This window comes from Stutzerimonas stutzeri, assembly GCF_019090095.1.
GTDB classification, from domain to species: Bacteria; Pseudomonadota; Gammaproteobacteria; order Pseudomonadales; family Pseudomonadaceae; genus Stutzerimonas; species Stutzerimonas stutzeri_AN.
Genome location: NZ_JAGQFP010000002.1, coordinates 662,441 through 686,030 on the forward strand (window position 1 = coordinate 662,441; position 23,590 = coordinate 686,030).

Annotated in this window: 27 protein-coding genes; 8 read left to right on the top strand and 19 right to left on the bottom strand. The window is 63.6% G+C overall.

Annotated elements, in window-relative coordinates; genetic code table 11:
- The first annotated feature begins 68 nt into the window (after positions 1-68).
- From KVO92_RS12685 to KVO92_RS12695, 3 genes are all read left to right on the top strand, one after another.
- Positions 69-1,409, top strand: coding sequence for a Na+/H+ antiporter family protein (locus KVO92_RS12685; RefSeq protein WP_217475992.1), 1,341 nt, complete (start codon positions 69-71; stop codon positions 1,407-1,409).
- An 84-nt stretch (positions 1,410-1,493) separates the two neighbouring features.
- A complete protein-coding gene (hutC, locus tag KVO92_RS12690; RefSeq protein ID WP_217475993.1) occupies positions 1,494-2,237 on the top strand; it encodes a histidine utilization repressor in 744 nt (247 codons plus the stop codon).
- A 112-nt stretch (positions 2,238-2,349) separates the two neighbouring features.
- Positions 2,350-2,712, top strand: coding sequence for a DUF5064 family protein (locus KVO92_RS12695; protein WP_217475994.1), 363 nt, complete (start codon positions 2,350-2,352; stop codon positions 2,710-2,712).
- A 6-nt stretch (positions 2,713-2,718) separates the two neighbouring features.
- On the opposite strand, the gene KVO92_RS12700 is transcribed toward KVO92_RS12695, so the two are convergent.
- From KVO92_RS12700 to KVO92_RS12745, 10 genes are all read right to left on the bottom strand, one after another.
- Positions 2,719-3,042, bottom strand: a complete 324-nt coding sequence (locus KVO92_RS12700; protein ID WP_021206043.1) for a DUF3392 domain-containing protein — start codon at positions 3,040-3,042, stop codon at positions 2,719-2,721.
- 9 nt (positions 3,043-3,051) lie between these two features.
- Positions 3,052-4,266 (bottom strand): radical SAM family heme chaperone HemW, encoded by a 1,215-nt coding sequence (gene hemW / locus KVO92_RS12705; RefSeq protein WP_217475995.1) that lies wholly within the window; start codon positions 4,264-4,266, stop codon positions 3,052-3,054.
- Complete coding sequence (rdgB, locus tag KVO92_RS12710; RefSeq protein WP_217475996.1) at positions 4,263-4,859, bottom strand: RdgB/HAM1 family non-canonical purine NTP pyrophosphatase; 597 nt, start codon at positions 4,857-4,859, stop codon at positions 4,263-4,265. The genes hemW and rdgB overlap by 4 nt, the downstream gene beginning before the upstream one ends.
- The gene (locus KVO92_RS12715) at positions 4,856-5,278 is read right to left on the bottom strand and encodes a DUF4426 domain-containing protein (RefSeq protein WP_217475997.1); all 423 of its coding nucleotides are present in this window, start codon (positions 5,276-5,278) and stop codon (positions 4,856-4,858) included. The genes rdgB and KVO92_RS12715 overlap by 4 nt, the downstream gene beginning before the upstream one ends.
- Before the next feature lie 23 nt (positions 5,279-5,301).
- Entirely contained in the window at positions 5,302-5,901 is a 600-nt protein-coding gene (gene metW / locus KVO92_RS12720) for a methionine biosynthesis protein MetW (protein ID WP_217475998.1), read from the bottom strand.
- A gap of 9 nt (positions 5,902-5,910) precedes the next feature.
- Positions 5,911-7,050, bottom strand: a complete 1,140-nt coding sequence (metX, locus tag KVO92_RS12725; RefSeq protein WP_217475999.1) for a homoserine O-succinyltransferase MetX — start codon at positions 7,048-7,050, stop codon at positions 5,911-5,913.
- An 81-nt stretch (positions 7,051-7,131) separates the two neighbouring features.
- Entirely contained in the window at positions 7,132-9,093 is a 1,962-nt protein-coding gene (locus tag KVO92_RS12730) for a dynamin-like GTPase family protein (protein WP_217476000.1), read from the bottom strand.
- Positions 9,094-9,201: 108 nt separating this feature from the next.
- Positions 9,202-9,792, bottom strand: a complete 591-nt coding sequence (locus KVO92_RS12735; protein WP_217476001.1) for a YggT family protein — start codon at positions 9,790-9,792, stop codon at positions 9,202-9,204.
- 303 nt (positions 9,793-10,095) lie between these two features.
- The gene (gene proC / locus KVO92_RS12740; RefSeq protein ID WP_217476002.1) at positions 10,096-10,923 is read right to left on the bottom strand and encodes a pyrroline-5-carboxylate reductase; all 828 of its coding nucleotides are present in this window, start codon (positions 10,921-10,923) and stop codon (positions 10,096-10,098) included.
- Positions 10,924-10,939: 16 nt separating this feature from the next.
- On the bottom strand, positions 10,940-11,632 hold the full coding sequence (locus KVO92_RS12745) for a YggS family pyridoxal phosphate-dependent enzyme (RefSeq protein WP_217476003.1): 693 nt from the start codon (positions 11,630-11,632) through the stop codon (positions 10,940-10,942).
- Positions 11,633-11,698: 66 nt separating this feature from the next.
- Here KVO92_RS12745 and pilT point away from each other — a divergent pair, with 66 nt between their 5' ends.
- Together pilT and KVO92_RS12755 are read left to right on the top strand one after the other, a co-directional pair.
- Positions 11,699-12,733: a type IV pilus twitching motility protein PilT gene (gene pilT / locus KVO92_RS12750; protein WP_021206033.1), complete on the top strand. Its 1,035-nt coding sequence runs from the start codon at positions 11,699-11,701 to the stop codon at positions 12,731-12,733.
- Positions 12,734-12,806: 73 nt separating this feature from the next.
- Entirely contained in the window at positions 12,807-13,952 is a 1,146-nt protein-coding gene (locus KVO92_RS12755; RefSeq protein ID WP_217476004.1) for a PilT/PilU family type 4a pilus ATPase, read from the top strand.
- Here the strand turns inward: KVO92_RS12755 and KVO92_RS12760 are convergent, their stop codons facing one another.
- Both KVO92_RS12760 and KVO92_RS12765 read right to left on the bottom strand, forming a co-directional pair.
- Positions 13,953-14,783 carry a TIGR03915 family putative DNA repair protein gene (locus tag KVO92_RS12760; RefSeq protein WP_217476005.1) on the bottom strand — a complete coding sequence of 277 codons (831 nt, stop codon included), beginning with the start codon at positions 14,781-14,783 and terminating at the stop codon, positions 13,953-13,955.
- Positions 14,783-15,994: a putative DNA modification/repair radical SAM protein gene (locus tag KVO92_RS12765; protein WP_217476006.1), complete on the bottom strand. Its 1,212-nt coding sequence runs from the start codon at positions 15,992-15,994 to the stop codon at positions 14,783-14,785. Before KVO92_RS12765 ends, KVO92_RS12760 begins: the two co-directional genes overlap by 1 nt.
- Before the next feature lie 134 nt (positions 15,995-16,128).
- Here KVO92_RS12765 and KVO92_RS12770 point away from each other — a divergent pair, with 134 nt between their 5' ends.
- A complete protein-coding gene (locus tag KVO92_RS12770; RefSeq protein WP_217476007.1) occupies positions 16,129-16,527 on the top strand; it encodes an NINE protein in 399 nt (132 codons plus the stop codon).
- A gap of 33 nt (positions 16,528-16,560) precedes the next feature.
- On the opposite strand, the gene KVO92_RS12775 is transcribed toward KVO92_RS12770, so the two are convergent.
- The 7 genes from KVO92_RS12775 to gshB form a co-directional block, all read right to left on the bottom strand.
- Positions 16,561-17,832 carry a dihydroorotase gene (locus tag KVO92_RS12775; protein ID WP_217476008.1) on the bottom strand — a complete coding sequence of 424 codons (1,272 nt, stop codon included), beginning with the start codon at positions 17,830-17,832 and terminating at the stop codon, positions 16,561-16,563.
- A complete protein-coding gene (locus KVO92_RS12780) occupies positions 17,832-18,848 on the bottom strand; it encodes an aspartate carbamoyltransferase catalytic subunit (protein ID WP_217476009.1) in 1,017 nt (338 codons plus the stop codon). Before KVO92_RS12780 ends, KVO92_RS12775 begins: the two co-directional genes overlap by 1 nt.
- A 10-nt stretch (positions 18,849-18,858) precedes the next feature.
- Positions 18,859-19,371, bottom strand: coding sequence for a bifunctional pyr operon transcriptional regulator/uracil phosphoribosyltransferase PyrR (gene pyrR, locus KVO92_RS12785; protein ID WP_217476010.1), 513 nt, complete (start codon positions 19,369-19,371; stop codon positions 18,859-18,861).
- A gap of 21 nt (positions 19,372-19,392) precedes the next feature.
- On the bottom strand, positions 19,393-19,821 hold the full coding sequence (gene ruvX, locus KVO92_RS12790) for a Holliday junction resolvase RuvX (protein WP_217476011.1): 429 nt from the start codon (positions 19,819-19,821) through the stop codon (positions 19,393-19,395).
- Positions 19,818-20,387 carry a YqgE/AlgH family protein gene (locus KVO92_RS12795; protein WP_217476012.1) on the bottom strand — a complete coding sequence of 190 codons (570 nt, stop codon included), beginning with the start codon at positions 20,385-20,387 and terminating at the stop codon, positions 19,818-19,820. Before KVO92_RS12795 ends, ruvX begins: the two co-directional genes overlap by 4 nt.
- An 89-nt stretch (positions 20,388-20,476) precedes the next feature.
- Positions 20,477-21,373: an energy transducer TonB gene (locus tag KVO92_RS12800; protein ID WP_217476013.1), complete on the bottom strand. Its 897-nt coding sequence runs from the start codon at positions 21,371-21,373 to the stop codon at positions 20,477-20,479.
- A gap of 176 nt (positions 21,374-21,549) precedes the next feature.
- A complete protein-coding gene (gene gshB / locus KVO92_RS12805; RefSeq protein WP_217476014.1) occupies positions 21,550-22,512 on the bottom strand; it encodes a glutathione synthase in 963 nt (320 codons plus the stop codon).
- A 236-nt stretch (positions 22,513-22,748) separates the two neighbouring features.
- On the opposite strand from gshB, the gene pilG reads away from it, so the two are divergent.
- Together pilG and pilH are read left to right on the top strand one after the other, a co-directional pair.
- Positions 22,749-23,156: a twitching motility response regulator PilG gene (pilG, locus tag KVO92_RS12810; RefSeq protein WP_019339789.1), complete on the top strand. Its 408-nt coding sequence runs from the start codon at positions 22,749-22,751 to the stop codon at positions 23,154-23,156.
- Between the two features lie 44 nt (positions 23,157-23,200).
- Positions 23,201-23,566, top strand: a complete 366-nt coding sequence (pilH, locus tag KVO92_RS12815; protein ID WP_021206021.1) for a twitching motility response regulator PilH — start codon at positions 23,201-23,203, stop codon at positions 23,564-23,566.
- Positions 23,567-23,590: the final 24 nt, after the last annotated feature.

A 23,590-nucleotide genomic window follows, 5' to 3' on the forward strand; every position in this document is an offset into this window, starting at 1 on the left:
CCTGTACGCGGTGCAGGCCAAGGGGACCTTTTGCCGCAAAACAACAATAAAAACCGAAAGGAACTCTCATGAATTCAATTGTTCTGGCCGTATTGGCCATGGTCACGCTGTCGATGATGCGGGTCTCGGTGGTCTTCGCCCTGGTGATCTCCGCGGTAATCGGCGGGCTGACCGCGGGGATGCCTATCGAGGCGATCATCGAGGCCTTCAACGAGGGCCTCGGCGGAGGCGCCTCGGTGGCTCTGGCGTACGCGACCCTGGGCGCGTTCGCCGTGGCCCTGTCGCGTACCGGTATCGCCCAGCGATTGTCGGCCCGGGTCGTCGAGCACCTAGGGCACAGCCGCCACAAGTCCGGTGAGCTGGCGCTGGTCAAGTGGATCATGCTGGCCAGCCTGGTGCTGGCCGGGTTCGCCGCCGAAACCGTGATTCCGGTGCATATCGCCTTTATCCCGATCCTGGTGCCGCCCCTGTTGCACGTGATGAATCGCCTGCAACTGGACCGACGCCTGACCGCCTGTGCGATCACCTTCGCCATTACCGTGACCTACATGGCATTGCCGATCGGCTTTGGCACCATCTTCCTCAACGATATCCTCATCGGCAACGTCAACCAGGCCGGCGCCGTCCAAGGGTTGACGGTCAGCCGCGAGATGGCGCCCCAGGCGATGGCAATCCCGGCGCTGGGCATGGTCTTCGGGCTGGCGATCGCCGCGTTCAGCTACCGCCGCAAGCGGGTCTATCAGGAACTGCCGGTCGCCGGCGAGCACCTGAGCAGCAGCGCCAGGCCCTTGAGCTTGCGCCAGCTCGGACTGATCGCCCTCGCCCTGCTGCTGGCGCTGGGTGTGCAGCTGTGGAGCGGTTCGATGGTGTTCGGCGGCCTGGTCGGCTTCGCGGTGATTTCCATCAGCGGGGTGATCCGCTGGGATGAACAGGACGACGTGTTCACCCAGGGCATGCGCCTGATGGCGCTGGTGGGGTTCATCATGATTGCCGCGGCCGGTTTCGCGGCGGTGATGAAGGCCACCGGAGAGATCCCCAGCCTGGTCAGCAGTTCGGCAGAGCTGATCGGCAACAATCGCGGCATGGCGGCGCTGATCATGCTGCTGGTGGGGCTGTTGATTACCATCGGCATCGGCTCGTCGTTTTCCACGGTGCCGATCATCGCCTCGATCTATGTGCCCCTGGGGCTGGGCTTCGGCTTCTCGCCGCTGGCGATCATTGCGTTGGTCGGAACTGCCGCGGCGCTCGGCGACGCCGGTTCGCCCGCATCGGATTCGACCCTCGGGCCCACTGCGGGGCTCAATGCCGACGGCCAGCATGACCACATCTGGGACACCGTGGTACCGACCTTCCTGCACTTCAACCTGCCGCTGATCGCGGCCGGTTGGCTGGCGGCCATGGTGCTCTGATCGTCCGGGCGCGCTCGGGTCCCTGCACCTCGGTCACGGTGAACGTTATCATCCGCGCATCGCGTCGACTTTAAGGGGGCCTGAGTGGCCAGCAACACACCGCGCTACCGGGTCATCGAGCAGTACCTGCTCGAGCGCATCAACGCCGGCGACTTTCCGGTCAATCACCAGATCCCAGCGGAGGAGCAGCTGGCGCGGGATTTCGGCGTCAGCCGGATGACCGCCAACAAGGCTATCCGCGACCTGGTGCAGAAGGGCTACCTGATCCGCCAGGCCGGACTCGGCACCTTCGTCACCGATCGCAAGGCCGAGTCTTCGCTGCATGAGGTGCTGAACATCGCGGCCGAGGTCAGGGGGCGCGGCAACGAGTACAGCAACCTGATACTGCGCTGCGAGGCGATCGAGGCGGACGACGAGGTCGCCCTGCGGCTCGGCGTGCGGGTCGGCACGCCGACCTTCCACAGCATTCTGGTGCACCGCGAGAACGGCCTGCCGATCCAGCTGGAGGATCGCTACGTCAACCCGCGCTGGGTACCCGATTACCTCAAGACCGATTTCGCCCGGCACACGCCCAACGAGGTGCTGGTTGCGGCCTGCCCGATCTCCGACGTCGAACACGTGGTCGAAGCCGTGCTGGTCGATCGTCAGACCGCCGAATGGCTGGCCATGGACCCGGCGACGCCGTGTCTGAGCATGATCCGCCGGACCTGGTCCGAGGATCACCTGGTCAGCTACGCGCGGCTGATTCATCCCGGCGATCGCTACAAGCTACGCTCGGCACTCGGGCCGCGGGACTTCGCCTCGGCCTCGCCGCGACGCGGCAGCTGAGGCATCCGCCCCGGCCGTTCGAGGGCCGGGCTAGGCAGCCCGCAGCGCCACCGATCGCGGCGAGTCCCGCCCGCAAGCGCTATTTGGAACACCACTCGACAAGGGGGGCTATATGTTCAGACCGGGTCACGCGGAGATCAGTCGACTGGCATCGCCAGTGCTCCCCGGGTACCACCTGGTGCTCGATTACCACGTCGAGGGACCGGAAAACAGACCGGAGTGGGCCTGCTTCCATCTGCACGGGCAGGTCGATGAAACGCCGATCGACGAGCATTTCTCGATGCACCGGGACGTGGCGTTCAATTTCCTGCAGCGCATCCATCAGTGTTTGCGCAAGCGAGGCGTGAACCTGCATGCCGATGTGCTGTTCGGGCTCCATGCCGACTACGATCCGCTGTTCGAGGACCTGCGCCACCAGCTGCACGGTACGCCCGGGGAGCCGGTGGATCTCGATCGGTTTCTGCGCGAAGAGTGATGCCGCTCAGTTGCGGTCGGCCACCACGCCAATGATGAACAGCAGGAGCAATAGCACCGGGGCGAGGGTGTAGTTGTTGAACTGGGCCAGGCCCTTGGCCAGCCAGGGGCTCAGGTAGATGATGCCCAGGCCGTAGACCACGGCGCAGAACACCACGAAGGCGAGCGTACGCAGGACGAAATTGAGGCCGCCGATGTTCTTCTGCACCCAGGCATTGAGTGCCGGCCCGAACAGCACGAACAGGGTCGCCATGACCGCCAGTGAGATGTCGAACAGATGATGCCGGCTCCAGCGCGACAGGGTGGCGATGAGGTCGAGTACAAGATCCATGCGGGGTCCTTAGGGCAGGAAAAGCTGTAGCAGGTCGTTGAGAAATAGCTGGCCCTTGGCCGTGGCGACCAGGCGCTGCGGATCGCGCTCCAGCAGTCCACGCGCTTCGGCTTCGTGGCGGCCTTGGGCGAGCAGCGTCGTCGAAAGGCCGGTGCGTTCAGTGAACAACGCTGCCGGCACGCCGTCGGTGAGGCGCAGCACATTCATCAGAAATTCGAAGGGCAGTTCATCGTCGTGCAGAACGTTCTCGCCGGCGCGAAAACGCTTGGCCGGGTCCAGATAATCCTTGGGCAGGCGGGTCTTCCAGGTCCGGCGAATCTGCCCGTCTGGGCTGCTCGCCTTGCCGTGGGCGCCGGCACCGAGGCCGAGGAAATCACCAAAGGTCCAGTAGTTGAGGTTGTGGCGCGCCTGATGCCCCGGCTGGGCATAGGCCGAGGTTTCGTACTGGCGGTAACCGTGCTCGGCGAGCAGCGTCTGACCCGCCTCCTGGATGTCCCACAGGGTCTCGTCTTCAGGGAGCACGGGCGGCTTGCTCCAGAACTCGGTGTTGGGCTCGACCGTCAGCTGGTACCAGGACAGGTGCGTCGGTTGCTGGGCGATGGCGATGCGCAGATCGCCCAGCGCATCGTCCAGGCTCTGGTCGGGCAAGCCGTGCATCAGGTCCAGGTTGAAGTTGTCGAAACCCGCCGCACGCGCCATATCAGCGGCGCGCACCGCTTCGTCGCCGTCGTGGATACGTCCCAGCGCCTTCAGCTTGGCCGCCTGGAAGCTCTGCACGCCGATCGACAACCGATTGATCCCCAGGCTTCGGTAGTCACGGAATTTCGCCTGTTCGAAGGTGCCCGGGTTGGCTTCCAGGGTGATCTCGATGTCGGCGGCGAAACCGACCCGTTGTTCCAGCCCCTCGAGAATCCGGCCCAACGCCTGGGCGGAAAACAGGCTCGGGGTACCGCCACCGAAGAAGATCGAGCTGAGTCTGCGTCCGTGCGCCTGCTCCAGCTCGGCGTCCAGATCAGCGAGCACTGCCGCGACATAGGCGTCTTCAGGCAGAGTGGGGCCGGCGGCGTGAGAATTGAAGTCGCAATAGGGACACTTACGCACGCACCAGGGAATATGGACGTAGGCCGCCAGCGGCGGCAGCTGGAAGCTGGCAGCCGGGAGATGGAGGCTGTCCGTGTGCTTTTCGCTTCCAGCGTTCAGCTTCTGGCTTCCGGCTTCGCTCATGCGATACCCAGGCGCTGCTTGAGCAGGGCCATGGCACGGGCGCGGTGACTGATCTGGTTCTTGTCCTGTGGGGCCAGCTCGGCGCTCGAGCAGTTGCGCTCGGGCACCCAGAACAGCGGGTCATAGCCAAAGCCGTGCTCGCCCTGTGGGGCGTGCAGGATGCGGCCATGCCAGAGCCCCTCGCAGAGTATCGGCAGCGGATCGTCGGCATGGCGCACCAGCGCCAGCGCGCAGACGAACTGCGCACCCCGTTCGGCATCGGGTACCTGCCGAAGCGCATCCAGCAGCTTGGCATTGTTGGCGGCATCGCCTTGGCCATCGGCATAGCGGGCCGAGTAGATGCCCGGCGCGCCGCCGAGATGATCGACCGCCAATCCCGAGTCGTCGGCCAGCGCGGGCAGGCCAGACACCCTGGCCGCATTGCGCGCCTTGAGGATCGCGTTCTCGACGAACGACAACCCGGTTTCCTCGGGCTCCACGTCGCTGAATTCGCCCACCGAGCGCACGCGAATCGCGTGGCCCAGCATGGCTTGCAGTTCCTTGAGTTTGCCGGCGTTGTGGCTGGCCAGCACCAGTTCGTTGAAAGGCATCATTCGTCCGGAAAGAATTCCTGAGTGAAGTCGAAATTGATCGGTGCAGCGCCGCTAGGCTTGACGTTCAGATTGAAGCGCAGGACCTCGCGCGACTCGAAGGGAAATTGGGCGAGGTAATAGATGGCCTCGTCACCTTCCTTGAGCTGCTTGAAGGTCAGCGGGTAGTCCTGCCCGAGCAGGTTCTTGACCGAACCGCTGACCTGTGCGGCGACCGGTTTGCCGGACTTGAGCACCGAAACGTTGACCACGCCCTGGGTCTTGCTGCGCACCAGGCCCGCCGCGGCGGCGATGTCCGGCTGCAGGAAGCTCGAATTGAAGGCGATGTAGTGGACGTCGTGCTCGCCCACGCTGTGTTTGCGCTCGGCCATGGCGGGCAGCGCCAGTAGCAGGGCGAGCAGGCATATCAGGCTAGATCTCATGGTTTCCTCCAGCGGTGAGGCGCTCAGCGAGCGGGACCGGCGACGCGATAGATGCCGATTTCTCCGATCAGGTTCGGCCACAGGCGGCTCGCGACGCCGTGCTTGTGATGGCGGTCGACCGCCAGTCGCTCGATCACCCGGGCACCGAGTTCGCGACAGAGCCGCTCGAAATCCTCGAAGGTGCAGAAATGGATGTTCGGCGTGTTGTACCAAGTGTAGGGCAGGAACTCCGAGACCGGCATGCGGCCTTTGCTGGCCAGGTACCAGCGGCAGCGCCAGTGACCGAAGTTGGGGAAGGTGATGATGCATTCGCGGCCGACGCGAAGCATTTCCTTGAGCAACTCGTCCGGGTAGTGCACCGCCTGTAACGCCTGGGTCATGACGACCATGTCGAAGCTGTCACTGGCGAAATTGCCCAGGCCCTTGTCCAGGTCCTGCTCGATGACGTTGACGCCCTTGTCGATACAGGCGGCGATGTTGTCGGGGTCGATTTCCAGGCCGTAACCGCTGACCTGCTTGTGGTCGCGCAGCCAGGCCAGCAATTCCCCGTTGCCGCAGCCGAGGTCGAGCACACGGCTACCCGCCGGTATCCAGTCTTGGATGATGTCCAGATCGGCGCGCATGTGAATTCCTTATAAAGCGATGCGGTTCATGTAGCCGCGAAACGCTTGCAGATAACGGGGAATGGGGATGAGGAAGGCGTCATGGCCTTGCGGTGCGTCGACTTCCAGGTAGCAGACGTTCTTGCGTGCGGCCATCAGCGCATCGACGATTTCGCGCGAGCGCTCTGGCGAGAAGCGCCAGTCGGTGGTGAAGGAAATGACGCAGAACTCAGCCTTGGCCGTGGACAAGGCTTGCGCCAGGTCATCGTCGAACGCTGCGGCCGGGTCGAAATAGTCCAGCGCCTTGGTCATCAGCAGGTAGGTGTTGGCATCGAAGCGGCCGGAGAACTCCTCGCCCTGGTAGCGCAGGTAGCTCTCGACCTGGAACTCGACGCTGTTGAAGTCGTAGTTGAGCTTCTCGCTCTTGAGACCTCGGCCGAACTTGGTGCCCATGGCGTCATCGGACAGGTAGGTGATGTGGCCGACCATGCGCGCCAGCATCAATCCCCGCTTGGGAATCACGTTCCGCTCGAGGAAATGCCCACCGTGGAACTCCGGGTCGGAAAGGATCGCCTGACGCGCCACCTCGTTGAACGCAATGTTCTGCGCCGACAGCTTCGGTGCCGAGGCGATCGCCACGCAGTGACGCACGCGCTCGGGGTAGCTCATCGTCCATTGCAGCGCCTGCATGCCGCCGAGGCTGCCGCCGACTACCGCCGCCCATTGCTCGATGCCGAGCACATCGGCCAGTCGCGCCTGGCTGTTGACCCAGTCCTCCACCGTGACGACCGGAAAATCGGCACCGTAGGGGTTGCCGGTCTGCGGATTGATGCTGCTGGGTCCGGTCGAGCCGTTGCAGCCGCCAAGGTTGTTCAGGCTGACGACGAAGAAGCGGTTGGTGTCGATGGCCTTGCCCGGCCCGATGCAGCTGTCCCACCAGCCCGGCTTGCGCTCGTCCATGTCATGGTAGCCGGCGGCATGGTGATGGCCGGATAACGCATGGCAGATCAGCACGGCGTTGCTGCGCGCGGCGTTCAGCTCGCCGTAGGTCTCGTAGATCAACTGGTAGTCGTGGAGCGTGCGGCCGCAGGCGAGTGCCAGCGGCTCGGCGAAATGCTCGACCTTCGGACTCACCAGACCAACGGAATCGGCTGGAATAGCAGTGGGCATCGACCCTGGCTCGTACTGGAAGAAGGCGGCAAAGTCTAAAGGTTAGCGCGCTTCAATTCATCCTCAATCGCAACGCGCCGGTCAGCCCAGGCTGGCGCTGGTCAGGCTGACCACCTTGCCCTGGCGGCGTAGCGGTGCCGGACGTCGCAGCACGCGGAGCATTTCCCCGGCTTGTGCCAGCTGTTGCTCCAGCTCCTGCCCATAACGCGCCAGCAGGCGGCCGCGCTGGCTGTTCTGCTGGCTATCCTGGGCCATGCTCTTGAGTTGCAGCATGTGGGCTTCGAGCTGTTGCTTGTGTTCCAGCGAGTGCTGCATCAGCGGCAGCAGCGCTTCGCCGGCCCATTGCTCGGCATCCTGGCGCAGGCGTTGGTGCATGGCGATGACCTCCTGCACCAGCGTGGCGAAGAAGCGCCGGGTCAGCGTGCGCTGTTCGGTGAGCAGCGTCTTGAGCTGCAGACGGAACTGATCGGCCTTGGCCTGCAGGTCCTTGAGCTGGTGCTGATAGGCGGCGAGACGGAACAGTGGGGCGTCGATGCCATGCAGCGGGTTCTCGTCGTTGTGCCGACGGTAGATGGCCGAGACCATCTTGTTCGCCAATGCCGCTTCGTGTTCGAGGGCGCCGAGGTCCTGCTCCACCGAGCGGAAGAAGTGCAGGATGCTCAGGTTGATGCCCAGCGTGGTCAGGCTGCCGGTCAGGCTGCGGCGCAGGCGCGTCAGATGTTCTTCCAGGCGCTCGGCGCGCACGGTGCCGCGTAACAGCTCGCCTTGGCGCTGCAACAGACGCTGGTTGGTCTTGAGCTGCAACAGGCGCTTGTGATGTTGGTTGTGATCGTGACGCGTACGCGCAGTCAGCTCCAGCAGCAGCTGGCCACTGTCCTGCCGGCGGCCTTCGAGCAGTTCGCTTTGCGCGCGTACCTTGGCCAGCCGCTGCGTCAGGATGTGCTGGCTGTTGTGCAACAGGGCCAGCACCTGGCGCACGACCTGTTGCTCGAGCAGCTGCTCCTTCTGCGCGAGAATACGCTCGCACAGCAGGTGCTCCAGCGCCAGCAGTCGGCTGCGTTGCAACAGTGGCTGATCGTCGCGGATCTTGGCCAGCAGGGCCTGCTTGGCCGACAGCGGCAGGACGTCTTCCTCGGCGATGCCCAGCTGTTGGGCCGTGGTGGCCTGCATCCGCTGAATCGCCTCATCGACGAAGGCATCGCCGGCCACATCGTCCCAGAGCACGTCGATCTTGTTCAGCACGGCGAACAGACGCTGGCGGTCGCCGTCGTCCAGCTGTCGGATGTGCTGCTCCCAGATGTCCATGTCGCTGGCGGTCGCGCCGGCATCGGCGGACAGCAGAAAGATCACCGCCTGGGCGTTGGGCAGCATCGACAGGGTCAGCTCCGGCTCGCTACCCAACGCGTTGAGGCCTGGCGTGTCGAGGATACGCAGGCCCTGGCGTAGCAGCGGATGATCGAAGTTGACCATGGCGTGCCGCCACGCCGGCACCAGAACCTCGCCGGGTGTCTGCGCGTGTTCCAGTGTGTCGGGGTGGAAGCCGAGCTGGATCGCTTGCTCCACCGGCAGCGACTTGACCGCGGCGACTTGAGTGAAGGCTTCCACCATGCCCTCGGGGTCCGCGGTGTCCAGCGGCAGCGTCAGCCAGAGGCTCGGATTGCGCTTGAGCTGGGCGATGCTGGTGTCTTCCAGGCGCGACTCGATGGGCAGCAGGCGGATATAGCTGCGCGCGGCCCGGGGGTCGAAGAACAGCTCGGTCGGACACATGGTGGTGCGCCCTGCCCGGGACGGCAGGATGCGCTGGCCGTAGCCCGAGAAGAACAGGGCGTTGATCAGCTCGGTCTTGCCCCGGGAGAATTCGCCGACGAAGGCGAGGGTGATGTGATCGGTGCGCAGCAGTTTGAGCGCTCGGTCCAGTCTGGCCTCTACCGCCTCGGAGCTGAGGCGGTTGTGGCTCAACCAGCTGCGGTAGCGCGTGATCTCACGGACCAGGTCACGCTTCCAGGTGACGTAGGCATCCACTTGCCGGTCGAGTCGTTCCATGATCCTGGGGTGTCCTGATAGGCGAATCAGGCGATTATCCCAGTCGCCCGGTGCCGGTCAATCGAGCGGATGTGAACCAGTGCCCAAAGCGCACAGCTGGCCGATGCCTCAAATCAGTGAGCGAAGAATGTTGGGCATGTACGTCATCATCGCCAGGTTGTTGATCACGAGCATGTCCAGAAGCTTGATCGCGAGGAAGGCGAAGATCGGCGAAATGTCCAGCCCACCCATGTTGGGCAGCAGGCGACGGAAGGGCGCGAGTGCCGGTTCGCAAATCTGGCTGACCAGTTGCGCGCCAGGGTTGTGGCTGCCGGGCGCGACCCAGGACAGGATCACGCTGATGATCAGGGCGTAGAAGAAGATGTTGAGGAACAGCCCGGTGACGCCGATGATCGCCCAGACCAGCAGCTGCAGAGGATTGCCGATGGTGCCGTAGGCAATCATCAGCACGGCTGCCATCAATAGCAGCTGAACGATGATCGCCAACAGCAGTGACGACAGATCCAGCCCACCGATGCTGGGGATCACCCGGCGCAACGGGCGCAACAAGGGGTGCGTAGCGCGCACGATGAACTGGCTCAGCGGATTGTAGAAGTCAGCCCGAACCAACTGCAGGATGAAGCGCAGGAGAACGATCAGCAGGTAAAGGCTGCCGAGCGTCTGAATGATCAGGATCAGGGCTTGCGAGAGTTGCGACATGAAGGCTCCTTAGAATCTATTGATGTGTCGTCGCGAGCCGCACTGCTGCGCCAAAGGGGCGCGGCCACGGCGCGGGACGCCGGTAATGGTTGTGCCTTGGCAGTCGCGCAATGCCGCCTGGCTCGACTGCGCTGTAGACCGTTCGCACGGTGTGGCCTTGTTCGTCACTCGTTTGCCGTGACCCACTGCTGTGCATCATGCGATGCCCGTAGCTGGTGAGGCGGCAAGCCCGTTCGCCACGGACGCTGCCTGGCTTCGCCCCAAGCGGGCTCCGGCGCGGCCGCGACCAGAGGCCAACAGACCCTACTTGCCCAGTTGCTCGGCGAGTTCGGCCGAGCGGCGCGCGGCGGCGTCCATCGCCTGTTGCACCAGCGCCTCGAAGCCGCCCGCTTGAAAGACTTTGATCGCCGCTTCGGTGGTTCCGTTCGGTGAGGTGACCCGGCGCCGCAGTTCGGCAGCGTCAACGTCGCTTTCACAGGCCATCCGCGCCGCACCCAGGGCGGTGTGCAGGGTCAGCTCCGCTGCGGTATGACGCGGCAGGCCAAGCTGTTCGCCGGCGGCCGTCATGGCTTCGATCAGCAGGAAGAAATAGGCCGGACCGCTGCCGGACACTGCGGTCACGGCATCGATCAGGTCTTCGCTGTCAAGCCAGATCGCCAGGCCGACGGCCGACAGTAGTTGTTCGGCCTGGCCTTTCTGTTCGTCACTGACCGTCGGGTTGGCGAACAGGCCACTGACGCCCTGGCGCAGCAGCGCAGGGGTATTCGGCATGCAGCGCACGATCGCCCGTGGCGTATCGGCGCCCAGCCATTGCTGCAGGCTGGCGCAGGTGATGCCGGCGGCGATCGACACGAGCAGTTGATGCGCCTGCAGGTGCGCGGCCAGGTCGCGACAAACGGCCTGCATGACCTGTGGTTTGACCGCCAGCACCACCACATCGGCCCCGGCGATGGCCTGGGCGTTGTCAGCGAAGGCCTCGATACCATGAACATCGTGCAGCTCGGTGCGTCTGTCCGCACCAGGGTCGCTGGCGCAGATGGCGGAGGCAGGAATGCCCTGGGCGCGTAGCCCGCCGATCAGGCTGGCGGCCATGTTGCCACCGCCGATGAAGGCGATACGGGGAGTGCTCATGCGAAATTTCCTTTATTCATGCAGATGGGCGGCCGTAGGCCCGGGCGCCGAACAGGGCGGTGCCGACTCGGACCCAGGTGGCGCCTTCGGCGATAGCCGCTTCCAGGTCTTGGCTCATGCCTATCGAGAGCGTGTCCAGACCCAGCTGGAGTTCGGTTTGCAGCTGGCGCAAGCGGGCGAACGCAGCGCGCTGTTCGGCCGGATCGTCAGTTGGTTCGGGAATCGCCATCAGCCCGCGCAGACGCAAACGGGGCAGGGCGGCGATGGCGTGCGCCAATTGCGGCACCTCCTGCGGCTCGCAGCCGGACTTGCTGGCTTCGCCGCTGACGTTGACTTGCAGGCAGATGTTCAACGGTGGCAGTGATTCGGGGCGCTGATCGGAAAGGCGTTGGGCAATCTTCAGGCGGTCCACCGAGTGGACCCAGTCGAAGTGTTCGGCGATCGACTTGGTCTTGTTCGACTGGATGGGGCCGATGAAATGCCAGGTCAAGGGTAGATCGCTCAGGGCCGCCTGTTTTTCCAGCGCTTCCTGCAGGTAGTTCTCTCCGAAATCGTGCAGGCCGGCTTCGCTGGCCCGGCGGATGGCGTCGGCCGGCTGCGTCTTGCTCACCGCCAGCAGGTGCACCTCGTCGGGATTGCGCGCCGCAGCTTGCGCCGCCTCACGGATGCGCGCTGCGACCTTTGCAATATTGTTCGCTATCGTGGACATTACCTGCGCCTGCCACCTTAGGGTCTGCGCGGCATTCTACCTGCTTGCTTGTAATTGGGGAGTCCCATGGATATCACAGAGCTGCTGGCCTTCAGTGCCAAGCAGGGTGCGTCGGATTTGCACCTGTCTTCCGGCTTGCCGCCGATGATCCGCGTCGATGGCGACGTGCGTCGGATCAACCTCCCCGCGATGGACCACAAGCAGGTGCACGCGCTGATCTACGACATCATGAACGACAAGCAGCGCAAGGATTTCGAGGAATTTCTCGAGACTGACTTCTCCTTCGAGGTGCCCGGCGTGGCCCGTTTCCGGGTCAACGCGTTCAACCAGAACCGTGGTGCCGGCGCAGTCTTCCGGACCATTCCGTCCAAGGTGCTGACGATGGAAGATCTCGGCATGGGCGAGGTGTTCCGCAAGATCACCGACGTGCCGCGTGGCCTGGTGCTGGTCACCGGTCCGACCGGTTCGGGCAAGTCCACCACCTTGGCGGCGATGCTCGACTATCTGAACAACACCAAATATCACCACATCCTCACCATCGAGGATCCGATCGAATTCGTTCACGAATCGAAGAAGTGTCTGGTCAACCAGCGTGAAGTGCACCGTGACACCCTTGGCTTCTCCGAGGCGCTGCGCTCGGCGCTGCGTGAGGACCCGGACATCATCCTCGTGGGCGAGATGCGCGACCTGGAAACCATTCGCCTGGCGCTGACCGCGGCGGAAACCGGCCACCTGGTGTTCGGCACCCTGCACACCACCTCGGCGGCCAAGACGATCGACCGGGTGGTCGACGTGTTCCCGGCGGAGGAAAAGTCGATGGTGCGCTCGATGCTCTCCGAATCCCTGCAGGCGGTGATCTCCCAGACCCTGCTGAAGAAGGTCGGCGGCGGCCGGGTTGCCGCCCACGAAATCATGATCGGCACCCCGGCGATCCGTAACCTGATCCGCGAGGACAAGGTCGCGCAGATGTACTCATCGATTCAGACCGGTGGATCGCTGGGTATGCAAACCCTGGACGCCTGCCTCAAGGGGCTGCTGGCCAAGGGGCTGATTTCCCGCGACAGCGCCAAGGAAAAGGCCAAGCAGCCGGAAAATTTCTAACCCGACAGGGCCGGCGTTATCGCCTGGCTTCCGCTTCGCTTAAATGGCGGCGTGCCCGCCTCCGAGAAAGACGATGGAATTCGAGAAACTGTTGCGTCTGATGGTCGAGAAGGGCGGCTCCGATCTGTTCATCACCGCCGGCGTGCCGCCTTCGATGAAGGTCAACGGCAAGATCATGCCGGTGAACAAGACGCCGATGTCACCGGAAATGACCCGTGAAACCGTGCATTCGGTGATGAACGAGCAGCAACGTCGGGACTTTGCCGAGAACCACGAGTGCAACTTCGCCATCAGCGCGCGTGGCATCGGTCGCTTTCGCGTCAGTGCGTTCTATCAGCGCAACCTCGCCGGCATGGTGCTGCGTCGTATCGAAACCAATATCCCGACGCTCGAAGACCTGAAGCTGCCCGACGTGCTGAAGAAGCTGGCCATGACCAAGCGTGGTCTGGTGCTGTTCGTCGGCGCGACTGGCACCGGCAAGTCCACGTCGCTGGCTGCGATGATCGGCTATCGCAACAAGAATTCCAGCGGGCACATCATCTCCATCGAAGACCCGATCGAGTTCATTCATCAGCATCAGAGCTGCATCGTCACCCAGCGCGAGGTCGGCATCGACACCGAATCCTTCGACGTCGCCCTGAAGAACACCCTGCGTCAGGCGCCCGACGTCATCCTCATCGGCGAGGTGCGGACCCGCGAAACCATGGACTATGCCGTCGCCTTCGCCGAAACCGGGCACCTGTGCCTCGCGACGCTGCACGCCAATAACGCCAACCAGGCGCTGGACCGGATCATCAACTTCTTTCCAGCCGACCGTCAGCAGCAGGTCTGGATGGACCTGTCGCTGAACCTGAAGGCCATCGTCGCCCAGCAGCTAATCCCGACGCCGGACGGCAAGGGCCGCCGCGCGGTCATCGAAGTCCTGATCAACACGCCGCTGGCAGCCGACCTGATCCGCAAGGGCGAGGTGCACGAGCTCAAGTCATTGATGAAGCGCTCCACCGATCTGGGCATGCAGACGTTCGACCAGGCGCTGTACAACCTCTACGTGCAGGGCGAAATCACTTACGAAGACGCCCTGCTGCATGCCGACTCGTCCAACGACCTGCGCCTGATGATCAAATTGGGCTCGGAAACCGATAGTGAACACCTGACGTCCGTCTCCCAGGGGCTGACGCTCGAAGTCAGCGATGACGATCCGGGGCGCAGTTTCCGCTGATCAGGGCTGGCTGGGCGGTCCGATTCGCTTGCCCGGCCGATTGGCAACCCGTTCGGCCTGGCCGTCGCGTTGTGCGCCGGCCCGGGCGCGGCTCATCAATTGCGGGATCAGCGGCCCTTCCGGCAGATTTTTCCAGAAGCGCAGCGGCAGGTGACTCTGCATCACCTGGCGGTTCAGCCGCGCCGGGTTGAAAGTGCTTTCATAGTAGGTCTTCCACAGCTCCGTTCCGGGATCCTGCGAGGTCTGCGCCAGCTGTCGCCAGGCAGGCGGGCAGGGGCAGAAGTGGAGCAGCTGGACCCCATTCCATAGCACGGCGTCATCCGGCGTCGCGATCAGCCAGGTGTGCAGCCCCATCCGGTCGGCGAAGTGCGGGGCGGCGCTGGGCAGGATGTCGTGCGCGGGTTCGAACCAGGCCACATAGTCAGGCGCATCGGCCGCGCTCGTCGGGCTGAAGCGCAGGAAGGCGTGCATATGGTGCGCTTCTCGACGCACCGCCTTGATCCGCGCGTGCAGCTCGCTGCCATCGACATCACCGACCAACCGCGCCGTGCGGTCACCTCTGACGACGCGCCAGAGAATGCGGTACAGCAAGCTCCAGCGATCCGGCGTGCGAAACCGTGCTGCACATTCGAGTTCGCCGATCAGCTCACGTGAAATCCGCACGGTAGGCATTGGTTCGCCGGCAGCGGCTGTGTCGAGTCCATCGAACAAACCGCCAGGTTCATCGGCTCCGAGCCACTCCACCTGATGCGGCGCGACGCCCTCGCGCAGCAGCTCACGTGCCGCATCACGCCAGCCCTCGAAGCACTCGTCGAAGCGTACCTGACGCATTACCACAACCCTAGCTGCGCGGGGCCTTCGCTGAGCTGCTGCCGCAGAACAGCGGAGGCCTGGTAGGCCAGCCTCGGCCGGTAATCCTGGGTGATGACGAAGGGCTTGGCCTTTTCCAGCGAGCAGCGCAGACGCGTCAGGTCTTCGAAACGAATACGTTTCTGTCGGCGCAGTGCGACCAGGCGCTTGGCGCTCAGCAGGCCGATACCGGGAATCCGCGCGATCAAGGCGGGTTCGGCCTTGTTCAGGTCGACGGGGAAGTGTTCTCGGTGGGACAGTGCCCAGGCCAGCTTGGGGTCGATATCCAACGGCAGGTTGCCGGGGCCGGCCAGCAGTTCGTTGGCGCCGAAGCCGTAACCGCGCATCAGGAAGTCGGCCTGGTACAGGCGATGTTCGCGCAGCAGCGGGGGCGCCTCGAAAGGCACGGTCTTGGGGCTGTGCGGGATGGGGCTGAAGGCCGAGTAATAGACCCGGCGCAGGCGGTAGTCGGCATACAGCGACTGGGCCGTATGGAGGATGGTGCTGTCGTCCGTGGCATCGGCGCCGACGATCATCTGTGTGCTTTGCCCGGCCGGTGCAAAGCGCGGCGCGCGCCGCTCGGCCTGGGCTTCGGCCTCTCCTTGATGAATCGAGTGCATGGCTTGCTTGATGGTGACGACCTGCTTCTCCGGCGCCAGGCGAATCAGGCTGGACTCGGTGGGCAGCTCGATATTGACGCTGAGGCGGTCGGCGTAGCGGCCGGCCTCGGCGATCAGCAGCGGGTCGGCGTCGGGTATGGTTTTCAGGTGGATGTAACCGCGAAACTCATGCTCCTCGCGCAGCAGCTTGGCGACACGGTTGAGCTGCTCCATGGTGTAGTCGGCCGACCGAATGATGCCGGAGCTGAGAAACAACCCGCTGATGCAGTTGCGCCGATAGAAATCGAGCGTCAGCGCCACCACTTCCTCGGGCGTAAAGCGTGCTCGTGGAACATCGCTGGAGCGGCGATTGACGCAATACTGGCAGTCGTACAGGCAGAAGTTGGTCAGCAGCACCTTGAGCAGCGCCACGCAGCGTCCATCCGGCGTGAAGCTGTGGCAGATGCCCATGCCGTTGGTCGCACCCAGCCCGCTCTTGCCTTTAGAGCTGCGCTTGGGGGCGCCGCTGCTGGCGCATGACACGTCATATTTGGCGGCGTCGGCGAGGACGCTGAGTTTCTCGATCAACTGCATGGCGGCTACCGTGATACTGTTTGCATATACAGTATCACGGCGCGCTGGTGAACCGATGCCCGCTCGGCAGACGTGCCAGCGGTTGCGAATCGGATAAGCTCAGCGACGACACCCAATCAATCAGTGAGGCTCAGATGCGGCAGAACACCCACAGCACTTTGATCGGCTATCTCCTGTGGATTTTCGGATTTCTCGGTTCTCACCGTTTCTACTACGGCAAGCCGATCACCGGCACCCTCTGGTTCTTCACGTTCGGTTTGTTCTTCGTCGGCTGGATCATCGACCTGTTTCTGATTCCGTCGATGGACCGGGAGGCGGACATGCGTTTCCAGCCGGGTCCGATCGATTACACCGTGGCCTGGATCCTGCTGACCTTTCTTGGCGTATTCGGCGTGCACCGGATGTACCAGGGCAAATGGATTACCGGTCTGATCTATCTGTGCACCGGCGGGCTGTTCTTTGTCGGCGTGCTCTATGATTTCTGGACGCTGAACAGCCAGGTATCGATGCGCAACATGGAAAAGCGCTGGTAACGGTCCGGTTGGCCCGGACCGTTCGCCGCGGCTTCAGCCCTGGAAAGCGACTCTGCCATCGACCAGGGTATAGCGCACCGCTCCAGGTAGGCAGTGCCCCATGAAAGGGCAGTTGCGCCCCTTGGAATGCCAGACCTCTCCGGCCAGCGTCGAGCTGTTCGGATCGAACAAGACCAGGTCGGCGGCCGCGCCGACAGCCAGCTGACCCGCCGGAAGTTGCAGTGCCGCGGCCGGGCCGCTGCTCAGGCGAGCCAGCAGGGTGGGCAGGTCGAGCAAACCGTCTTCCACCAGCGTGAGCGCCAGCGGCAGCAAGATTTCCGCACTGCTGATACCTGGCTCGGTCTCGCCGAATGGCGCCTGTTTGGCGTCTGCTTCGTGGGGTTGGTGGTGGCTGGAAATGGCCGAGATGGTGCCGGCTTTGACCGCCTCACGCAGGCCCTCACGGTCGGCTGCGCTGCGCAGCGGCGGCTGCACGTGGTAGAGGCTGGAGAAGCCGTGCAAGGCTTCATCGGTCAGGATCAGCTGATACATGGCCACATCGGCGGTGACCGGCAGCCCGCGCGACTGGGCTTCGGCGATCATCCGGGCGCCACGGGCCGTGGTCAGCTGACTGAAGTGGGCGCGTACGCCGGTTTGCTCGACCAGTAGCAGGTTGCGCGCCAGCGCAACGGTTTCAGCCGTTTCGGGGATCCCTGCCAGGCCGAGAAAGGCGGCCGCAGGCCCTTCGTGAGCCAGCCCGCCGGCAGCCAGGTCGGCATCCTGGGAATGGATGACCACCGTCAGATCGAAGGTCGCGGCATATTCCAGCGCCCGGCTCAGGTTTCGATGGTTGGTGAAGTCGGTCAGGCCGTTGCCGAAGGCGACGCAGCCGGCATCGCGCAGCGCGACCAGCTCGGCGAGCTGGTCGCCCGCCAGGTTGCGGCTCAGGGCGCCGATCGGGAAAACCTTGGCATGCCCGGATTCGCGGGCGCGGTCGAGAATCAGCTCGGCGACCGCGGCAGTGTCCAGCACCGGTTTGGTATCGGGCGGACAGCACAGGCTGGTGATGCCGCCGGCGGTGGCGGCCAGCGTCTCGCTGGCAATGTTGCCTTTGCGGCTATAGCCCGGTTCGCGCAGCGCGACGGACAGATCGACCAGGCCTGGTGCTGCAACCAGTCCTTGTGCGTTGAGCGTGTGCGCCGCGGCGAAGCCTGCGGGCGGCTGTCCGATGCCGACGATCTTGCCGTCCTGGCAGTAGAGGTTGGTGACTTCATCACGGCCGCTGGCCGGATCGATCAGGCGAGCGTCGAGAATTTCGGTTGGCATCAGTTCTGCTCCTCGAGCGCCTGTTCACTGTCGATCTGCCGTTGGGCTGTTTGCCCGCTCATGGCCATGGAAAGCACCGCCATGCGAACCGCGATGCCATAGGTAACCTGATTGAGAATGACCGATTGGCTGCCGTCCGCCACGGCCGACTCGATTTCGACGCCACGGTTGATGGGTCCCGGGTGCATGACGATGGCGTCCGGTTTGGCCAGCGCCATGCGCTGCGTGGTCAGGCCGTAGAGGCGGTAGAACTCACCCTCGCTGGGCAGCAGTCCGCCCTGCATCCGTTCACGCTGCAGGCGCAGCATGATCACCACGTCGACATCGCGCAGTCCTTCGTTCATGTCGTGATAGACCCTGACGCCGTACTGCTCGAGGCCAATCGGTAGCAGAGTCTTCGGGCCGATGACACGGATGTCCGGGCAACCGAGGGTGCGCAGGGCGAGCATGTTGGAACGGGCCACCCGCGAATGCAGGATGTCGCCGACGATCGCGACCGAAAGTTTTTCGAAGTCGCCCTTGTGGCGGCGGATGGTGAGCATGTCGAGCATGCCTTGGGTCGGGTGTGCATGGCGCCCGTCCCCGCCGTTGATGACGGCCACGTCAGGGCAAACCTGCTCGGCGATGAAATGTGCGGCCCCGGAATCGGCGTGACGCACAACGAACATGTCGGCGGCCATCGCCTCGAGGTTGCGCAGCGTGTCGGTAAGGGTTTCGCCTTTGCTGGTGGACGAGGTCGAGACGTTCAGCGTAATCACGTCCGCCGACAGCCGCTTGGCGGCCAGCTCGAAGGTCGTGCGGGTGCGCGTCGAGTTTTCGAAGAAGACGTTGCACACCGTCTTGCCGCGCAACAGCGGGACCTTCTTCACAGCCCTGGCGCCAACTTCCAAAAACGAGTCGGCGGTATCGAGAATTTCGGTGAGCAGGGCGCGCGGAAGGCCATCCAGGGACAGGAAATGGCGCAGCTGGCCGTGGTCGTTCAGCTGAAGCGGGCGCTTGGCGTCGGTAGGCGTCATCGCAGGAGTCTCAATTGGCGGAAGCGTAGGTCTGGTATTCGAGCGCGAGCGGCGCGGGGCCGAGCAGTTTGACGCGCTGGTCGGGTGGCAGCGACAGCGTGGCACCCACCACGTCCGGACGAATGGGCAGCTCGCGGGCGTTGAGGTCCAGCAGGCAGACCAGGCTGACACTGGCTGGACGGCCATAATCGAACAGCTCATTGAGTGCGGCACGTACGGTACGCCCGCTCATCAACACGTCATCGATCAGCACCAGATGCTGACCGTCGATTTCGAATGGCAGCGCCGAGGGGCGGACCTGTGGATGCAGGCCATTCTGGGTGAAGTCGTCGCGGTAAAACGATACATCCAGCACGCCGAGGGCTTCCTCGCGGCCACGCAAGTCCAGCAATGCCTGGGCGACCCAGACGCCGCCGGTATGGATTCCGATGAAGCGGGGTTCCGAGATGCCGTGGCTGCTCAGGTGCTGATCGAGTGCGGCGACCATTTCCGGCAGCAGTCGATCGGGGTTGGGCAGGGTCATCGTGTCTCTCCTTGAGGCGCGTCAGGCGCGCGGTTGTGCGGCCAGCCAGCCTTCGAGCAACAGTGCCGCGGCGAGCGCGTCGACTGGCCGCTCGCGGTAGCCGCCCTGTTGCCCGCCGCGTAGTCGCTCGCCTTTGGCTTCGTAAGTGGTCAAACGCTCGTCGTGGGTGAATACAGGCAGGTTGAAGCGGCCGTTGAGCCTGCGCGCGAACTTCTCCGCTCGGGCGCTCATCTCGCTGGGGCTGCCGTCCATGTTCAGTGGCAGGCCGACCACCAGGGCGTCCGGTTGCCATTCGCGCAACAGGGCCTCGATGTGCGACCAGTCGGGCACGCCGTTCTGCGCCTTGAGTACACAAAGTTCGCGTGCTTGACCGGTGATGGCCTGGCCGACCGCGACGCCGATCTGCTTGGTGCCATAGTCGAATCCCAGCAATAGGCGCAGCGCGCTCATGCGTGGCCGACCTGAGTGCTCAGCAGGTCGAGGTCGACCCCCAATGACGCGGCTGCGGCGGTCAGGCGCTGCTCGGGCGGAAGATCGAACAGGATATGCGGTTGCGCAGGGCAACTCAGCCAGGCGTTGTCGATCAGCTCCGCCTCCAGCTGCCCTGGTTGCCAGCCCGCGTAGCCGAGCGCGATGAAGTATTGCTTCGGTCCCCGGCCGTCGGCGATGGCGAACAGCACGTCCTGGGAGGTGGTGACGCCCAGCTCGCCGAGGCCGAGGGTGGCCTGGAACTGCGCGTCGGCCGGGTGCAGCACGAAGCCCCGGTCCGTTTGAACCGGCCCGCCGGAGAAGATTGTCACCTGCTGGTTCGCCGGGCTGCCGGGCTCGTCCGGTCGCAGCTGTTCGAGCACGTCTGCCAGATTCAGCCCGCTCGGGCGGTTGACGATCAGCCCCATCGCCCCCTCCCGGTTGTGCTCGATCAGGTAGATCAGCGTCTGGGCAAAGTTCGGGTCAGCCATGTGCGGCATGGCCATCAGAAAGTGGTGCTTGAGGTAGCTGGGCGAGGTTGCGTTCATGGACGCTAGCTTAAGCGTTGCAGGCGGGGCCGTGAAGCCGCCTGCGCGGGCTGGTTGCGCAACGGGTGCGCTGGGCAATGATCGTCGGATCAGCGGCTCGACAGCCGGTCACCCCGCTCGAAGCGCCAGGTTCTGATGATTTCGACCTGGTCGAACTTCTGCGCCAGTTCGCCGGAAAACGGGGCGAAGGGTGCGGCGAGTCGAACGATACGCATGGCTGCCTCGTCGAGCACGGCTTGCCCGGAAGACTCCAGGACGCGAAGCTCCTGGACCGCGCCGTTGCGATCGACGATCACAAGCATGCGCAGGCTGCCGTAGATGCGTTGACGGCGAGCTTCGTCGGGGTAGTTGAGGTTGCCGATGCGCTCGACCTTCTTGCGCCACTCGTCGCGATACCAGGCGCTGATATCGCGCATCGTCGCCGCGCTGTTCTGACGGCTGACACGCGGTCGTTTGGCATACTGCTCGACCTGCTGCGCCAACTCGGCCTCCAGGCTCGCGATTTCCGAGCTGAGCTGCGAGCTGTCATAGACCGGAGCGGGCGGTGCCTGCGGTTTGGGCGGGTTGTCCGTAGCCTTCTCCGCCGTTTTCTCCGGCTGCGGTGCGCGGGTGGCGACGGCTGTCTTCTGTGTCTCGTTGCGGCGGCTCGGAGGCGGCGCCGACGCAGGCGTGACCTTGCGCACCTGGGTATCCTGGAAAGGCGCTTGCTCGGTGGTTTTCGGCGACGCCTTGTGTTCCAGCGTGCCGCTGCCTTGCTGGTTGTCCTGGGCGAGGAAGTCGGCTTCCTTCGGCTTGTCTTCGCTTTTGAAGGTGGACAGGGTGATTTCCAGCGTCTTGCTGGTCTGCTTGGGCGTGGAAAGGCTGAAGCCGAGCCCCAGGATCAATGCGGCATGCAAGACGGCGGCGAGGAACAGCGTAAAGCCGAGACGATCCGCCGGACGGACATCGGTATGGGCAGGAATGGGTCGGCGTGTTGCAGCGTTCATCGCATTTCAGTCAGCTCGAAGTGCGCGCAGTCTGCCCAGCGTGACTGCAAAAGTCTATGAACCAGGCGGCAGCTTTGATGAGCGGATAAAAGAGGCGCTGGGTGACGAGTCGGCTACCGGACCGCACACCTTCAGCCGTGGCCGCGGCCGGCCGAGAGGCCAGCCGCGCAGAGCTGTCAGGCGCGGGAGCGGCTTGCCAGCTTGTCGGCGATGGCGTCCATCAAGCGCTCGCCGATCCGGGTGTCGAACGCATTGTCGATCTCGCGAATGCAGGTCGGGCTGGTGATGTTGATCTCGGTGAGGAAGTCACCGATCACGTCCAGGCCAACGAAGAGCAGCCCGCGCTCGCGCAACGCCGGTCCGACGATGGCGGCGATTTCCCGGTCGCGGTCGGAAAGCGGCTGTGCGACACCGCGACCACCGGCGGCGAGATTGCCGCGGGTTTCCCCTGCTGCCGGAATACGCGCCAGGCAATAGGGCACTGGCTCGCCGTCGATCATCAGGATGCGCTTGTCGCCGTCCTTGATGGCAGGAATGTAGCGCTGCGCCATGATCTGGCGGCTGCCATGCTCGGTCAGCACTTCGAGGATCACCGACAGGTTCGGGTCGCCTTCGCGGTGACGGAATATGGAAGCGCCACCCATCTCATCCAATGGTTTGAGAATGATGTCACGCTGCTCGCGGGCGAACTCCCGCAGAATGTCGGACCGTCGGCTGACAAGGGTCGGCGGTGTGCACTGCGGAAACTGCGTTGCGAAGAACTTCTCGTTGCAGTCACGCAGGCTCTGCGGACGATTGACCACTAGCGTACCGGCCTGTTCGGCGAGCTCCAGCAGATAGGTGGCGTACACGTACTCGCTGTTGAAGGGCGGGTCCTTGCGCATCAGGATGACGTCGAGTTCGGCCAGCGGCTTGTCGGCTTCTTCCCCAGTCTCGTACCAATGCTCGGGGTCGTTGAAGACCGTAAGCGGGCGCATGCGGGCGCGCGCCTCGCCGCCAAGCTGATAAAGGTCGCGCTGCTCCATGTAGTAGATCGTCCAGCTGCGGGCTTGGGCTGCCAGCAGCATGGCCAGCGAGCTGTCCTTCTTGAAGGCGATCTGCGCGATTGGATCCATGATGATCCCGACGCGAACGGTCATGTGATGATCTCCAACGAAAGGCAGAGCGGAGCTGCCAGGGCCTTGAAATGTCGACGCAGATTGGCGGCGGTTGTGCGTTGGGTCAAGGAAAATCCCCCTGCTCCGGCGGTAGATGGCTTGCTTTTGAGGAGTGTGCTAAAAAGGTCCGGCGATTGGGTGCAGCCCATCGATGGCAGGGCCTCTGGCGCACTGACATAACGATAAACTACGACTCACCGAGGCGATGGTAGGGCGAAATGGAACAGCACTCCGAGGGCTTGAAGGTCATGGTGATCGACGATTCGAAGACGATTCGTCGCACGGCCGAAACGCTACTGAAAAAAGTAGGTTGTGATGTCATCACGGCGGTGGATGGCTTCGATGCGCTCGCCAAGATTGCCGATAGTCACCCGCGCATCATTTTCGTCGATATCATGATGCCCCGGCTGGATGGTTATCAGACCTGCGCGTTGATCAAGAACAACAGCTCGTTCAAATCCACTCCGGTCATCATGCTGTCTTCCAAGGATGGCCTGTTCGACAAGGCCAAGGGGCGAATCGTGGGGTCTGATCAGTACCTCACCAAGCCTTTCAGCAAAGAAGAGTTGCTCGGTGCTATCAAGGCCCATGTGCCTGATTTCGCACCGGTAGAGCAAGTATCCTGAAGTTCGGCCCTGTGTGCCGCTGAAGCCTTTCCCACGGAGAAAACATGGCTCGCGTTCTGATTGTTGATGACTCGCCGACCGAAATGTACAAGCTGACTGCCATGCTCGAAAAGCATGGCCATGTCGTTCTGAAAGCGGAAAACGGTGCCGACGGCGTAGCGCTTGCTCGGCAGGAAAAACCGGATGCCGTCTTGATGGATATCGTCATGCCCGGCCTGAATGGCTTTCAGGCCACTCGTCAGCTGACCAAAGATGCTGAAACCAGTCACATTCCGGTAATCATTGTGACCACCAAGGACCAGGAAACCGATAAGGTCTGGGGCAAGCGCCAGGGCGCCAAGGATTACCTGACCAAGCCGGTCGATGAAGCGACGCTGCTGAAGACCCTGAACGCCGTGCTTGCCGGCTGATAAGGCGGTTTCGTAATTCGGACA

Excerpts from the sequence above, each read along its gene's own strand:
- KVO92_RS12775 (WP_217476008.1), bottom strand. The coding sequence starts at position 17,832 with ATGCCAACCGAAATTCTCGACGCTCGCCTGATCGATCCGGCCAGCGGC.
- KVO92_RS12730 (WP_217476000.1), bottom strand. The coding sequence starts at position 9,093 with ATGGAACGACTCGACCGGCAAGTGGATGCCTACGTCACCTGGAAGCGT.
- pilH (WP_021206021.1), top strand. The coding sequence starts at position 23,201 with ATGGCTCGCGTTCTGATTGTTGATGACTCGCCGACCGAAATGTACAAG.
- KVO92_RS12685 (WP_217475992.1), top strand. The coding sequence starts at position 69 with ATGAATTCAATTGTTCTGGCCGTATTGGCCATGGTCACGCTGTCGATG.
- KVO92_RS12760 (WP_217476005.1), bottom strand. The coding sequence starts at position 14,783 with ATGCGTCAGGTACGCTTCGACGAGTGCTTCGAGGGCTGGCGTGATGCG.
- KVO92_RS12765 (WP_217476006.1), bottom strand. The coding sequence starts at position 15,994 with ATGCAGTTGATCGAGAAACTCAGCGTCCTCGCCGACGCCGCCAAATAT.
- gshB (WP_217476014.1), bottom strand. The coding sequence starts at position 22,512 with ATGACCGTTCGCGTCGGGATCATCATGGATCCAATCGCGCAGATCGCC.
- KVO92_RS12795 (WP_217476012.1), bottom strand. The coding sequence starts at position 20,387 with ATGAACGCAACCTCGCCCAGCTACCTCAAGCACCACTTTCTGATGGCC.
- KVO92_RS12780 (WP_217476009.1), bottom strand. The coding sequence starts at position 18,848 with ATGACGCCTACCGACGCCAAGCGCCCGCTTCAGCTGAACGACCACGGC.
- KVO92_RS12770 (WP_217476007.1), top strand. The coding sequence starts at position 16,129 with ATGCGGCAGAACACCCACAGCACTTTGATCGGCTATCTCCTGTGGATT.
- KVO92_RS12715 (WP_217475997.1), bottom strand. The coding sequence starts at position 5,278 with ATGAGATCTAGCCTGATATGCCTGCTCGCCCTGCTACTGGCGCTGCCC.
- metW (WP_217475998.1), bottom strand. The coding sequence starts at position 5,901 with ATGCGCGCCGATCTGGACATCATCCAAGACTGGATACCGGCGGGTAGC.
- KVO92_RS12755 (WP_217476004.1), top strand. The coding sequence starts at position 12,807 with ATGGAATTCGAGAAACTGTTGCGTCTGATGGTCGAGAAGGGCGGCTCC.
- rdgB (WP_217475996.1), bottom strand. The coding sequence starts at position 4,859 with ATGATGCCTTTCAACGAACTGGTGCTGGCCAGCCACAACGCCGGCAAA.
- KVO92_RS12695 (WP_217475994.1), top strand. The coding sequence starts at position 2,350 with ATGTTCAGACCGGGTCACGCGGAGATCAGTCGACTGGCATCGCCAGTG.
- KVO92_RS12700 (WP_021206043.1), bottom strand. The coding sequence starts at position 3,042 with ATGGATCTTGTACTCGACCTCATCGCCACCCTGTCGCGCTGGAGCCGG.
- ruvX (WP_217476011.1), bottom strand. The coding sequence starts at position 19,821 with ATGAGCGCGCTGCGCCTATTGCTGGGATTCGACTATGGCACCAAGCAG.
- metX (WP_217475999.1), bottom strand. The coding sequence starts at position 7,050 with ATGCCCACTGCTATTCCAGCCGATTCCGTTGGTCTGGTGAGTCCGAAG.
- pyrR (WP_217476010.1), bottom strand. The coding sequence starts at position 19,371 with ATGACCCTGCCCAACCCCGATCGACTGCTGCCGGAAATGGTCGCCGCA.
- pilT (WP_021206033.1), top strand. The coding sequence starts at position 11,699 with ATGGATATCACAGAGCTGCTGGCCTTCAGTGCCAAGCAGGGTGCGTCG.
- KVO92_RS12735 (WP_217476001.1), bottom strand. The coding sequence starts at position 9,792 with ATGTCGCAACTCTCGCAAGCCCTGATCCTGATCATTCAGACGCTCGGC.
- pilG (WP_019339789.1), top strand. The coding sequence starts at position 22,749 with ATGGAACAGCACTCCGAGGGCTTGAAGGTCATGGTGATCGACGATTCG.
- proC (WP_217476002.1), bottom strand. The coding sequence starts at position 10,923 with ATGAGCACTCCCCGTATCGCCTTCATCGGCGGTGGCAACATGGCCGCC.
- KVO92_RS12800 (WP_217476013.1), bottom strand. The coding sequence starts at position 21,373 with ATGAACGCTGCAACACGCCGACCCATTCCTGCCCATACCGATGTCCGT.
- KVO92_RS12745 (WP_217476003.1), bottom strand. The coding sequence starts at position 11,632 with ATGTCCACGATAGCGAACAATATTGCAAAGGTCGCAGCGCGCATCCGT.
- hemW (WP_217475995.1), bottom strand. The coding sequence starts at position 4,266 with ATGAGCGAAGCCGGAAGCCAGAAGCTGAACGCTGGAAGCGAAAAGCAC.